Origin of the sequence: Nonomuraea polychroma, assembly GCF_004011505.1 — a bacterium.
Taxonomy (GTDB): domain Bacteria; phylum Actinomycetota; class Actinomycetes; order Streptosporangiales; family Streptosporangiaceae; genus Nonomuraea; species Nonomuraea polychroma.
In genome coordinates, this window is record NZ_SAUN01000001.1 from 7,018,321 (window position 1) to 7,031,192 (window position 12,872).

The following is a 12,872-nucleotide window of genomic DNA, read 5'->3' on the forward strand; positions in this document are numbered from 1 at the left end:
ATGGGGCTTTTCGCTTCCTTCTTCGCACGGAGGGCATACGTGATCAAACGCGGCATTACGGGGTTGTTAGCCCTTACCGTCCTATTCATCAGTACCGGCATGCCGGGGGCGGCGGCGGATGACAGACCCGTCAATCCCACGCATCCCGGGCCGGTCTACGCGACGGTCACCGACAAGAGCGGCAAACTGTCCCTCCAGACGTTCGGGCGTCCGGACGGGAAGGACATGGTGTTCCGGATCTCCGGATCGGTGTACGCGAACATCGAGGGCAACAGCCTGGATCCGGCGATGCGGCACGGCCAGAAAATCTTCAACATCGAGGGCTACAACATCCGGCGGCTCTACCGGGTCCCCGACACGAACCAGCTCTATCAGCTCTCCCGGGAAATCGTCTTCTACACCGACCCGGCGGATCCGCAGCGCATCGTGCGCGAGTGGAAGAACCCGATCGACGGAAAGACGTACCCGGTCATCCCGATCAACAACGACACGGTCAACTTCGGACCGTTCCCGATCACCTCCTCCTTCACGGGCCCGCCGCTGCAGCAACTGCACGACGAGACCGTGTGGACCAGCGACATCCCCGTACGCGCGAACTTCGGCACCACGCTCGGTGAGCAGTTCGGCCTGACGGGCGGCGTGTACGCCGCGCAGGAGATGTTCGACTTCTCCGTCGACGACCGCGAGGTGGCGGCCCGCACGGGGTACGGCGTCCCGGTCGGCGCGATGAAGACGAAGATCAGCTGGGCCCGGACCAGCCCGTGGACGCCGTTCATGTGCTTGCCGGAGACCGACGTGCGCGGCCAGCTCACCTACCACGCCCGCAGTTGGTCGCTGGACTCGTACGCCGAGATCGAGCCGTGGCTGCGGGCCGAGGTCGAGGCGAACCACCCGCTGTACAAGGCCGCCCCCAGCGCGCCGGGGCCGAGCGAGAACTCCTGGACGTCCTTCTACAACAAGCAGCTGGGCAAGGGAGCCACCACCTGGGCGGGCTGGTGCGCCGCCAACGGCCGCCCGTAAACGTATCCGGCCGGACCGAGCGGCCGCTCGGTCCGGCCGGACCACCGCCCTCGTGGCGGATTCAGGCCACGGGGTGCGGTGTGGTGCGGGACGGAGCGGCCATCAGGTGGTCGATGAGCGCCAGCAGCACATCGCGTCCTGCCGTCCGGTCGCGGGCGTCACAGAGCACCAGTGGCACCTGCGGATCGAGATCGAGTGCCTTCCGGATCTCCTCCGGTGTCCGGTCCCGGACACCATGGAAGCAGTTGACGCCGACGACGAAGGGGATGCCGCGGCTCTCGAAGAAGTCGATCGACGCGAAGCTCACCTCCAGCCGGCGGGTGTCGACCAGGACGACCGCGCCCATCGCTCCGTTGACAAGGTCGTTCCACATGAACCAGAAGCGTTCCTGCCCGGGGGTGCCGAACAGGTAGAGGACGAGTCCGCTGTTGATGGTGATGCGTCCGAAGTCCAGTGCGACGGTCGTCGTGGACTTGCCGCCCACCCCTTCCAGATCGTCGACGCCGACGCTGGCATGGGTCAGGTACTCCTCCGTACGCAGTGGGGCGACTTCGCTCACCGCGCCGACCAGGGTCGTCTTCCCGACGCCGAAACCACCGGCGATAAGGATCTTCACTGCCAGGGGCGCGGCGTCCCCGTGGTCAGAGTTTGCGTAACCCATCCCTCACCGCCTCAAGGATTGCAATATCGGGGAAGCCGCCTGCTTGTGCGAATGCCAGTGGCGGCCGGGCGCGCAGCTGGCCGGTCTCGATCAGATCGCCGATGAGAATCTTGGTCACGGACACCGGAAGGTTCAGCGCGGAGGCGACCTCGGCCACCGCCAGAGGCCGCTTGCACAGAGCGAAAATGGTGCGGTGCTCCGGCTGCATTCTCCTCAGGCCGCGCCGGGCTTCCGCGGAGACCTCGGAAATCGCCGTCACCAGGGTGATCAGCGCTAAATCGTCCCGCTCAGGGGCGGTTCGTCCGCCGGTGATCGTGTAAGGACGGACAAGGTTCTCGTCGGCGTCATCGTCGTCGAAACCCTCCGTCCAGTGCTTCATCCGTGTCCCCCCACGTCACGGCCCTCAGGGGTACGCGTGTCGGTGCCCAGCTTCTGGCCGACCTGCTGGATCAGGGTGTGCATCGCGACGCTCATCAGCTCGGCGTCGACCTCCTGGGACGCGACCACGGCCAGGTGGGTGCCCCGCCCCGCGGCCGTGACGAAGAGCCACAGGTCTGCCATCTCGATGATGACCTGGTGGACCGGCCCGCCGCTGAAGAGCTGCCCGACACCTCGAGCCAGGCTCTGCTGGCCGGTGGCGATCGCGGCGAGGCGTTCGGCATCCGATCGCTCGATGGTCCGGGAGCGGCTGATCACCAGGCCGTCGTCGGACAGCAGGATGGCGTGCCGGGTGCCCGCGACCCGATCGACCAGGCCGTCCAGAAGCCAGTCCAGGTCAATGTTGGTGGCGGTGGTTCGCTGCGTCATCATCGCTCTTCCGTCGTAGGGGAACTGGGCTCAGGGGATCCGCTCAGCTCCGGCTGGGAGGCGTCCTCACCGGCCCGGCGCCGGCGAGACTGCCTCTGGAACGCGCCGATCGTAGCGCTGGATCGGCTGGGCAGGTCGCGTACGGCCCAGGTCTCCTGGTCGGTCCGTTCATCCCTGTCCGCCGGGACTTTGAGCTCGGCGGCCAGGCTGGCCTGGCGCACCCGCTGGGGCAGCGGGGGGCGTTCGGACGACGGCGGTGCGTCGTCCGGATCCGGCGAGTCGGCGGGTGCTGCCGCGTACGCCATCGCGCGTCCCCTGGACCGGGTCGGCAACTGGCCGTCCTTCTGAGGCGGGCGGGGACCGGCCGTGGCTTCCTGCGAGCGGGGCGGCGAAGCGGGGGCATCCTGGGGGACCTCCCCCTCGGGGGGCGCCGCCGGCTTGGGCACGGCGCGAGGGCGGTCCACCACCAGCGCTTCCGGGAGCAGCACGATGACACGGGTGCCGCCGAAGGCCGACGACCGCAGTTCGATCCGGAGGCCCAGGCTCGCGGAAAGCCGAGCGACCACGTACAGGCCGAGACGCACATCGTCGGCGTGGGTCATCACATCGAGCTGCGGCGGCGACTGCAGCAGGGCGTTGGCGGCGGCGTACTGCTCGGGTTCCATGCCGAGGCCGCGGTCCTCGATCTCCACGGCGACGCCCCGGCTGACCGGCGCGGCCCGCACCTCGACAGGGGTGGGCGGCTTGGAGAAGGTGGTCGCGTTCTCCATGAGCTCCGCCAGGACATGGACCAGCGGTCCCACCGCGCGCTCGGCTATCCAGGGTTCGCCCTCGACATCGATCGAGATCCGGCGGTAGTCCTGGACCTCGCCCTGCGCGGCACGCAGGACATCGAGCAGGTGTACGGGCTTGCGCCAGCGGCGCTGAGGCTGCCCGCCGCCGAGGATCACCAGGTTCTCCTCGTAGCGGCGCAGCCGCGCGGTGAGGTGGTCCAGGTCGAACAGGCCCTCCAGCACCTCGGGGTCCTCGTGCTGACGCTCCAGCTCGTCCAGCTTCTTCAGCTGAAGGCCGATGAGGATCTGGGTACGGCGGGCGATGCGCTGGAGCATGCGCTGGAAGCCACGGTGCTGTTCGGCCTGCCGCACGGCGGTGAGGACAGCGCTGCGGCTGGCCATGTTCAGGGCCTGCCCGAGCTCGCCGAGCTCGTCAGGGGTGGGCCGGAGCATGCGTACTTCCGCGTCCACGTTGACGTCCTCGCCCCGCTCCAGCCGGGCGACGACGTTGGGCAGCCGCTCCTGGAGTTCGTGGGCGGCCTGGCGCAGGTGGAGGATGCGCCGGCGGAGCGTGGCGGTGAGGCGCCAGCTGGTGAAGAACACCAGGCACAAGGCGAGCAGGCCCACGGTGGAGACGCTGATGAAGACCGTGAAGAGCATGTCGGCGTGGTCGTAGCCGATCGTGCGAACATTCTCGAATCGCACGTTGATGAGTTCCCGCAGCTCGCCGGTGACCGCGTCCACCGCGGAGCGCCACTCCGCGCTGTCGTCGCGGAGTGGCACCTGGTTGCCCTCGGAGCCGCTCCCTGAGGTGATCACCCGCCCTTCCAGCGCGGTCATGGTTTCCCACGCCTTGCCGGCGGTCACCTTTCCGTACTGGGACTCGTTGCCCGTGAGAGCAGGAAGCACGCGGGACTGCATGAGATGTTTCCTGGTGCCGATGGCGTCGGCGACCAGGCCGTACTCGTCCCTCGTCAGGCGCCCCGCCGCCCAGCCGCGGGCCAGAACGGCGTCTTCGCGGCCGATCGTTTCGACGACCCAATAAAGGTCGACCAGTGTCTGCGCCTGGTTGTTCACCTGGCCCTCGTCGGTGTTGCTGAGGGCGGTCAACACGCTGAGGTCTGACGCGAGGACTTCGCTGTAGTAGTCGAACGCCTTCTGCGCGCTGGACCAACCGGCGTCCACCGCCCGGCGCTGCTCGCCGAGGCGGCCGAGATCGTTTACAGTCCCGGCGATGGCGTCGACCAGCCCCTCCTGCCCGTTGGCGGGGTTCAGGGCTGCCAGGGGACGGAAGGCCTTCACGGCCTGGTCGGTCGCCGCGCGCTGCTTGGCAAGCTTGTCACGGGCCGTGCCACTGGGGTTGGCCTGCACCTCCGCGGTGAGCCGTCGCTCCTTGTCAAGGCTGAAGAACAGGTTGGCCGCGGGTCTGCCGGCGGTATCGGTGGCCAGATCCATCTGGGCCTTTTCCGCCCGCCACTGACCGGACAGCTGGAACATGCCCGAAGCCAGCAGTGGGGTGAAAGTCAGGCTCGGCACGAACACGACAATGAGCAACACGGTACGCAACGGAAGTCGGCGGGCACCGGTCAGTCGGCGCGGCCTGCCGCCGGTCGACCCCGTTGACCCATCCCCGTCGCCCATGCTCCCTGTCCGTCGTCGCCCGACTCCGCCCAATCCAGCCACGTGCAGGACACTCTCCTCCGCCGATCGGTGAGTCCATGACGAAAGTCGCCAAAGTAGGCGATTGGTGCCCGATAGTAGTCATGTGACAGGTGAGTCGAAAGCCCTTGGGCTTCGCCAGTCCCGGTTGCCGGTCGGCCATCTGCTCCGGCTGGGCGATGCGTTCGCCGACCGCAAGCCGTAGGACGTTGTGGGGGGCCTACGAGAAGGCCTCGCCCGGTAGCCCCGGGATGACCGAGAGGAAGAACTGGCGGATCGCGTACTCGACCTTCACGGAGTCGCGGTCGAAGAGCCACTGCGCCTGCAGCCCGTTGATGAGGGAGATGGTCATGGTTGCCAGGGTCCCGGGGTCGATCGATGCGCGCAGTCCGTGGCGCTCGGCAAGCGCGGTGAAGGTGTCCGCGTAGAAGCGGCGGAGGTTGCGGTAGCGCTCGGCGTAGTATCGCCGATGAGCGGCTGCTCGGGGTCGCCGACGCCTGCGCGCACGCCGGCGTCAACCCTCCGCTGGCGCTCGACACCAAACTCGACACCGCCGTCATGGCACGCGCCGCGCGGAATGCACGACAGCCTTTCAGGCATTGAGCAGCCGCCATGCGGTGAGGGCGAGCCTGGCCCGGATCAGTCCGGTGGGCTGGGTGAGGTCGATGCCCAGGGTCTTTCCGAGCTGTTCGAGTCGGCGGGCGACGCTGCTGTGGTGCAGGTGGAGAAGGTCAGCGGCCCGGCGTAGGGAGCCGGTCTCGCAGTAGGCGTCCAAAGTCTCCAGATCTTCTGGGGTGCCGGCCATGCGGGCGATCGCGGCCACGTCGGTGTTGTCGCGCGAGGCGTCCTGAGGTATCTCGGCGAGCAGCGCCAGCGAGCCCAGGTCGTCGTAGTGGACGACCGGCCGGCGTGGGGTGGTGAAGCGGAGGGCGGTGCGGGCTTCCCGCCAGGATCGGTCGGGGCTTTCGGCGGCGCCGATGCCCGCGCAGACGCTTGCCGGAAACCGGGCCGGGTCCACGGTGGTGGCCAGGATGACGCCCACGTCGGCGACCGGTGCCGCCTTCACCGGGCGGGCCGGGCAGATCAGGCCGCCGACCTGGTCGAGGGGAAGCTGCGACCGTACGGCGACGACGTGGACCGGGAGGTCGGCGGCGAAACCCAGCAGCCGTAACGCCCGGGCTCTGGCCGCCTCGTCGCTGTCGGAGCTGATCACCAGTTCGACGAGGGCGGGGTCGGCCATGGTGGTGCGGGCCGGGCCGTACCGCTCGACGACCGCCGCGGCGGCGATGGCGAGCCGGTCCAGCACCACTTCGTCGAGCGGACTCGGCGTGCCAGGGCGTTCCAGCCACACCGTGCCGATCTCCTCCTCATCGAGAGTGATCGGCGCCGTGGTGGACGCCGGTGCCGGCGGGGCGGACACCTCCCTGCCGTCGGGTGAGAAGCGGATCACCCGCCCCGTGCCATGGAGCCGGATCCCGGCCACGCACTCGGCCAGGCCCGCCGAGGCCCGGGCGAGCGCCGGCAGATCCACCCGCCGGCGCATCAGCGTGTCGTAGAACATGACGACCCGGATCGCCCCTTCCACCTGCGAATCCAGGTGCGACAGCCGTACGGCCAGTGCCTCCATGGCAAAAAGGTATGCGACGATCGGCGCGCGATCCAGGCGGGATGCCCGACGCGTGGCGGATGATCTCGGGGGCGGCGGCCGTGAGGATGGCCGACATGGATCCCGAGCTGGAAGCATTCATCCCGTTGGTCCCCCGGGCCGAGCTAAGCGACCCGGTCACCGAGCGTAAGCACTTCGCCGACCTGGCCGCCGCGTTGCCGGCACCGGACACCTCGAACATGGAGATCGAGGACCGCATGGTGCCCGCCGATCCGGACGTGGCGGTGCGGATCTATCGCCCGCACCAGGCGCAGGGCGCCATCGTCTGGATGCACGGCGGCGGATGGGTCATGGGCGACCGGGACACCGAGCACCCGTGGGCCGCCCGGCTGGCGGACGGCTCCGGCGCGGTGGTGATCTCGGTGGGCTACCGTCTGGCCCCCGAGCAGCCGTTCCCCGCCGCCCTGGACGACGTCTACGCCGTGCTGACCTGGGCAGCCGAGCACGCCGCCGAGCTCGGCATCGACCCGGAGCGGATCGCGGTCGGAGGCCACAGTGCCGGTGGGCAGCTCGCGGCCGGGGTGGCGTTGCGGGCGCGCGATGAGCAAGGGCCGCCGATCCGCTTCCAGTTGCTCAACCAGCCCGCGCTCGACGACCGGCAGGAGACGTGGTCGGCGCGGCACTTCACCGATACGCCCTGGATAAATCGCGACATCGTCACCGCAGGGTGGCGGCACTATCTGGGCTCGCAGCCCGCCACGCCGTACGCCGCCCCGGCGCGGGCCGCCGACCTGTCCGGTCTGCCCCCCGCGTACATCGGCACCGCGGAGTTCTGCCCGAACCGCGACGAAGACATCCACTACGCGCTGCGCCTGCTGCAGGCAGGCGTGTCCGTCGAACTGCACCAGTGGCCCGGCACCTTCCATGGGTCGCAGGCGCTGCTGTCCGCCGAGGTGTCCCAGCGGCAGATCGCCGAACTCGGCGCCGCCCTGCGCCGTGCCCTGGCCGACTGAGGTCGTCGCGGGATGACTGTCACCCCGATCGATCTCTTCGCGTCCTCTATCCGCCTTCACCAGGGCGGCAGGATTCACGCCGGGAAAAGAACAGGGGACACCGACCAGGACGGCTGGCAGCTGACGGCCTTCCACGCGAAGACCGACGCCGACGTCCACGCCGGACATTGGGAGGTCCACCCCGACGCCGAGGAGATCGTGTCCTGCCTCATCGGGAAGATACGCCTCTACCTCCGTCCCGAACATCCGGGACAAGAGGAGGAAGAGATCAGGCTGGTGGCCGGAACCGCTGCCATCGTCCCGCGCGGGCGATGGCACCGCATCGAGTTGGACATCCCCAGCAACATCATGGCCGTCACTCTGCCGCGTGGCAGCCGGCTGGAGAAGCGGGCCGAAGCCTAGGCCGGACCCCCTCGAACCCTGTCCCCATCCACCATCGGCCCGGCCACGGGCCTGGTCGCGACGAGAATCACGGGCCTCGTCGCGACGCGATCGACGAAGACGGAGAGCGATGACCACCACCGACCTTGCCCAGGCGAGGGAGCAGTCCGTACCACCACCGGCTGCCGATTCCGCTGCGGGGCAGAGCCTGGCAAAGCTGCTGCGCCCTTACGGATGGAGTTTCGCCGGCGTTGTGATCCTGCAGGTGATCGGCGCTGTCGCGGGTCTGGCGCCGCTGCTGGCGGTCGTCGAACTGGGCCGTGCTCTGTTGTCGCCCGGCCCGATCGATCACGGTCATGTCTGGACCGTCGTGATCGCGGGTGCGGCCGGCTTGTTCGTCCGGCTGCTGTTCGCGGCCGCGTCATCCGGAATCGGACATGTTCTCGACGGCCAGGTGCAACTGACGTTTCGCCGGCAACTGGCCGCGCGACTGGGGCGCGTACCGATCGGCTGGTTCTCCCGGCGCCGGACCGGCGAGCTGGCAAAGGTGGTGGGCGAGGACGTGAGTGCCGTGCACCCGTTCATCGCCCACACCCCCGGCGAGCTCGTCGCCGCGTTCGTGGTGCCGCTGGTTTCGCTGATCTACTTGTTCACCATTGACTGGCGGCTCACGCTGATCACGCTGATACCGGTGGTGCTGGCAGTGGCACTTGTCCCCTTGATGATGACTCCGGCTCGGACACGCGAGCAGAAGGAGTTCGACGCGGCCATGGGACGGATCGCGAGTTCCGCCGTCGAGTTCGTCCAAGGGATCTCGGTGGTGAAGGCGTTCGGCGGATCCGGGCGCGCTCACCGCAAGTTCCTCACGGCCACAGACGATTTCGTCGGCACCTTCTTCCGGTGGGTGCGTGGCATGTCCGTGGTCGCCGCCGGGATGCAGCTGGCGCTGGCGCCGCCGTTCGTGCTGCTGGTCGTGCTGATCGGCGGTGCGGCTCTGATCGCCTCCGGTGGCATGGCCCCGGCGGACCTGCTGCCCTTCCTGCTCCTGGGACTGGGCCTGACCGCTCCGGTGGCGGCCCTCGGCCACGGCTTCGACGACATGCAGGCCGCCCGGCGCGCGGTCGGCCGGATCCGGGACGTGCTCCAGGTGCGGCCGCTGCCGGAGCCTGCGCGTCCGGTCGCGCCACAGGGGCACCGGGTGGAACTGCGTGATGTTCGATTCGGATATAAAGCCGATCACGAGGTGCTGCGCGGGATCGACCTGGTGCTGGAGCCGGGGACGGTCACCGCGGTCGTCGGGCCGTCGGGGAGCGGGAAGTCCACGCTGGTTCAGCTGTTGCCGCGGTTCTTCGACCCGACCCACGGCTCGGTCGTCCTTGGCGGTGTCGATCTGCGCGAGATCGGCAGCCAGGAGCTCTACCGGATGGTCTCCTTCGTCTTCCAGGACGTTCGCCTGCTGCGCGCCTCGGTCGCGGACAACATCGCGCTGGCGGTACCGCATGCCTCTCTCGATGACGTGGTCCGCGCCGCCCGGCTGGCGAACATTCATGATCGGATTCTCGAGCTGCCGCGCGGATACGAGTCGGTGATCGGGGAAGACGCCGGGCTGTCGGGTGGCGAGGCCCAGCGGATCTCGATCGCCCGCGCACTGCTCGCCGCCGCCCCCGTTCTGGTGCTCGACGAGGCGACCGCCTTCGTCGACCCGCAGACCGAGCAGGCGGTGCGCCGGGCCCTGGCGACGCTGGAGGGCGATCGGACGATTCTGGTCATCGCCCATCGTCTGGAGACGGTCGCCGACGCCGACACCGTCGTGATGCTGGAGAACGGGTCGATCGTCGAGCGCGGCAGGCCCGCCGAGCTGCTGGCACAGAACGGGAAGTTCGCCGCGTTCTGGCGATCCCACCCGTCCGCGATCACCGGAACCCATGGTGGCGTACCGCAAGGAGACGAGCTGCGATGATTCGAATGCTGCTGCGCGTGCTGGGACGCGAGTACGCCCCGCCGGTGCGTCGCACCGTGGCCCTGATGACGACGACCGCGGTAGCCGAGGGTTTGTCCTACGCACTGCTGGTTCCCGTGCTGCGGGCGCTGTTCGGGAGCACGCCCGGCGATGCCTGGACCTGGCTGATCGCCTTCGGAGCCGCGGTCGCGGTCTACGCGGCGCTGCGCTACAGCAGCGACTTGTCCGGTTTCCGCGTCGGGACCACGCTGTTGCGCGGCATGTATCACCGTCTCGGCGATCACCTGGCCCGATTGCCCCTCGGCTGGTACGGCAAAGGCCGCGTCGGGGAGGTGTCCGTCCTGGCCAGCCAGGGGGTCCTGCAGGCGATGGGCGTGATCGCGCATCTGCTGGCACCGTTCATCTCCGCCTGTGTGACTCCCCTGACGATCGTTGTCGTGATGCTGGCCTTCGATTGGCGCATGGGGCTGGCCGCGTTGGTCGCCGCACCCGTCGTGGCGGCGATCCAGATCTGGACGGGGCGCTCGATGGCCGCCACCGATGCGGAGCGCCACGAACGCGACCACGAGGCCACCGGGCGCGTCATCGAGTATCTCCAGGCCCAGCCGGTGCTGCGAGCCGGCGGCCGGACCCTCGAACGTTTCCTGTTGCTCGACGACTCGCTGCGGGAAGTCCAGCGCGCCTCCCGCCGTACTGTCTTGTCGGCGCTGCCCGGCGTCGTGGGCTTGACGCTCACGGTGCAGGTGGTGTTCACCGCGCTGTTGGCCCTGGGCGCCTATCTCGCGCTCGGCGGCGATATCGGCGCGGCAGAGGTTCTGGCGATCCTGGTGCTCGCCGCTCGCTGCGCCGATCCGCTGCTGTCGCTGTCTGATATCGGGGGCAAACTGCGCGGCGCACGTTCCGAGCTGGCCAGACTCGACACGGTGTTGCGCACCGAGCCGCTGCCGGAAGCTCGCCAACCGATCCAGCCGGAACGCCATGACCTGGAGTTCGAGTCCGTCACCTTCCAGCATGGCGACCGCACGGTGATCGACGACGTGTCATTGTCCGTGCCCGAGGGACAGCGGCTCGCCGTGGTCGGACCGTCGGGTGCGGGCAAGAGCACCTTGCTTCAGTTGCTCGCCCGGTTCTACGACGTGGACTCCGGCGTGGTGCGTGTGGGAGGTGTGGACGTACGCGCGATCAGCACTGAGGTGCTGATGGAGAGGATCGCCATCGTCTTCCAGGATGTCTATCTCTTCGACGGCACGATCGAGGAGAACGTCCGTCTCGGCCGTCCCGACGCAGGCGTTGCCGAGGTGCGGGCGGCAGCGACCGCGGCGCGCTTGGACGAGGTGATCGAGCGACTGCCCGGCGGATGGGCGGCGAATGTCGGCGAGGGCGGCGCACTGCTGTCGGGGGGTGAGCGCCAGCGTGTCTCGATCGCTCGAGCGCTGCTGAAGAATGCGCCCATCGTCCTGCTGGACGAGGTGACCTCCGCACTGGACCCGGTGAACGAGGCGGCGGTTCACGAGGGCATCGAGCGCCTGATGGCGGGCCGGACGGTGGTGATGGTGGCGCATCGGCTGCGCACCGTCCAGCGCGCCGATCGCATCGTGTTCCTGGACGGCGGCCGGATCGTGGAAGAGGGCAGCCACGAGGACCTGCTGCGCCGCGGTGGCCGCTACGCCGATTTCTGGAACATTTCCCTGGCACCGGCGGCGAGTGAATGAGCCGGTAGCCGTTCGATCCAGTCCCGCCACGAAGAGAGCCCCTGACCTGCGTTCCTGCGGGTCAGGGGCTCTCTTCTGCTGCTCGGGGAAAGCGCGCACGCGACTGAAGCGTGCAGTGACATCCCCAAGGAGCTCAGCTCTCGGGCCCGGTGAGTCCGATCACACTCTTCTAGCCAAAAGACCCAACTATGGTTAGCCTTTCCTAACTGTTGAAACTTTTTGGTGGCTCACCCGACACGAGAATGGAAGCTCCACCATGCGCGCATGGCGTCCGGTCCTGGTAGTCACCGCTTTGAGCATTGCGCTCGCCGGTTGCGGCTCCGCAGACACCTCCGGCAGTAGCACCACCACTGCAGCCTCTGCCGCACCCTCCGGCCCTTGGTCGTTCACGGATGGGTCCGGCAAGGTTGTCAAAGCGGACAAGACCCCGACACGGATCATCGCGCACGCGGGCGAGGCGGCCGCGTTGATGTCCTTCGGCATCAAGCCGGTCGGCATCTACGCCGACGAGTCGGTCAAGACCGACGCGAACCTGAAGGATCTCGACCTGACCGGCATCGAGATCCTTGGCCAGGAGTGGGGCAAGATCGATGTGGAGAAGGCCGCGGCCCTGCGGCCGGACCTGATCGTCGGCGACTGGTGGCCGGCGGAGAAGGCGCACAGCGGCCTGGAGGAAGGCGTCGACGAGAAGAGCAAGAAGCTCGCCGAGCTGGCTCCGGTGGTGGGTGTCTCCCAGGGCAAGTCGATCGTCGACCTGGCCAAGGGGTACGAGGAGCTCGCCAAGAGCCTGGGCGCCAAGGTCGACGCCCCGGAGATCGCCGCGAACAAGAAGCGCTTCGAGGACGCGGTGGCCACGTTCAAGGAGGCGGTCGCGGCCAAGCCGGACCTCACCGTTGCCGCGATGTCGCCAGCGGACGACAAGCTCTACTTCGCCAACCCGGAGTACGCCCCTGAACTGCTGGACTTCCAGAGCTGGGGCATGAAGGTGATCAACCCGGAGAGCCCGGACCCCGGCTTCCCGTACTGGGAGAACCTGAGCTGGGAGAACGCCGACAAGTACCAGCCCGACCTGATCCTCTTCGACGGCCGCAGCTACAAGCCCACCTCCAACGCCGAGTGGGGTAAGAAGCAGCCCACGTGGTTCAAGATCAAGGCGGCCAAGGCGGGGGCGGTCGTGGCGTGGCCGGCGTACTGGCTGCACACCTACGGGGACTTCGCCACCGAGCTTGACAAGCTGACGGCCGCGGTGAAGACCGCGGACCCGAACATCGGCGACTGAT

General features: G+C 68.5%; 11 protein-coding genes and 1 pseudogene. 6 read left to right on the forward strand and 6 right to left on the reverse strand.

Translation table 11 applies throughout. The features are described 5' to 3' along the window. Positions 1 to 99: 99 nt before the first annotated feature. Positions 100 to 1,020, forward strand: a complete 921-nt coding sequence (locus tag EDD27_RS31975; protein ID WP_241564370.1) for a DUF1838 family protein — start codon at positions 100 to 102, stop codon at positions 1,018 to 1,020. Positions 1,021 to 1,081: 61 nt separating this feature from the next. On the opposite strand, the gene EDD27_RS31980 is transcribed toward EDD27_RS31975, so the two are convergent. The 6 genes and pseudogenes from EDD27_RS31980 to EDD27_RS32005 form a co-directional block, all read right to left on the reverse strand. Then, on the reverse strand, positions 1,082 to 1,681 hold the full coding sequence (locus EDD27_RS31980; protein WP_127935691.1) for a GTP-binding protein: 600 nt from the start codon (positions 1,679 to 1,681) through the stop codon (positions 1,082 to 1,084). Then, the gene (locus EDD27_RS31985) at positions 1,662 to 2,060 is read right to left on the reverse strand and encodes a DUF742 domain-containing protein (RefSeq protein ID WP_127935692.1); all 399 of its coding nucleotides are present in this window, start codon (positions 2,058 to 2,060) and stop codon (positions 1,662 to 1,664) included. The genes EDD27_RS31980 and EDD27_RS31985 overlap by 20 nt, the downstream gene beginning before the upstream one ends. After that, complete coding sequence (locus tag EDD27_RS31990; protein ID WP_127935693.1) at positions 2,057 to 2,488, reverse strand: roadblock/LC7 domain-containing protein; 432 nt, start codon at positions 2,486 to 2,488, stop codon at positions 2,057 to 2,059. Before EDD27_RS31990 ends, EDD27_RS31985 begins: the two co-directional genes overlap by 4 nt. Beyond that, complete coding sequence (locus EDD27_RS57965) at positions 2,488 to 4,818, reverse strand: sensor histidine kinase (protein ID WP_277750766.1); 2,331 nt, start codon at positions 4,816 to 4,818, stop codon at positions 2,488 to 2,490. The genes EDD27_RS31990 and EDD27_RS57965 overlap by 1 nt, the downstream gene beginning before the upstream one ends. A 322-nt stretch (positions 4,819 to 5,140) precedes the next feature. Further along, a pseudogene (locus EDD27_RS54675) lies at positions 5,141 to 5,392 on the reverse strand (TetR family transcriptional regulator C-terminal domain-containing protein); the annotation flags it as partial. A 120-nt stretch (positions 5,393 to 5,512) separates the two neighbouring features. Then, a complete protein-coding gene (locus tag EDD27_RS32005; protein ID WP_127935696.1) occupies positions 5,513 to 6,547 on the reverse strand; it encodes a PucR family transcriptional regulator in 1,035 nt (344 codons plus the stop codon). Between the two features lie 41 nt (positions 6,548 to 6,588). Between EDD27_RS32005 and EDD27_RS32010 the strand changes: the two genes are divergently transcribed. The 5 genes from EDD27_RS32010 (at position 6,589) to EDD27_RS32030 (ending at position 12,871) form a co-directional block, all read left to right on the forward strand. Further along, the gene (locus EDD27_RS32010; protein WP_206641750.1) at positions 6,589 to 7,539 is read left to right on the forward strand and encodes an alpha/beta hydrolase; all 951 of its coding nucleotides are present in this window, start codon (positions 6,589 to 6,591) and stop codon (positions 7,537 to 7,539) included. Positions 7,540 to 7,551: 12 nt separating this feature from the next. After that, complete coding sequence (locus tag EDD27_RS32015) at positions 7,552 to 7,941, forward strand: cupin (protein WP_127935697.1); 390 nt, start codon at positions 7,552 to 7,554, stop codon at positions 7,939 to 7,941. A 109-nt stretch (positions 7,942 to 8,050) separates the two neighbouring features. Then, complete coding sequence (locus EDD27_RS32020; RefSeq protein ID WP_127935698.1) at positions 8,051 to 9,880, forward strand: ABC transporter ATP-binding protein; 1,830 nt, start codon at positions 8,051 to 8,053, stop codon at positions 9,878 to 9,880. Beyond that, positions 9,877 to 11,592, forward strand: a complete 1,716-nt coding sequence (locus EDD27_RS32025) for an ABC transporter ATP-binding protein (RefSeq protein WP_127935699.1) — start codon at positions 9,877 to 9,879, stop codon at positions 11,590 to 11,592. Before EDD27_RS32020 ends, EDD27_RS32025 begins: the two co-directional genes overlap by 4 nt. 469 nt (positions 11,593 to 12,061) lie before the next feature. Beyond that, complete coding sequence (locus EDD27_RS32030; RefSeq protein ID WP_164903870.1) at positions 12,062 to 12,871, forward strand: ABC transporter substrate-binding protein; 810 nt, start codon at positions 12,062 to 12,064, stop codon at positions 12,869 to 12,871. Position 12,872: the final 1 nt, after the last annotated feature.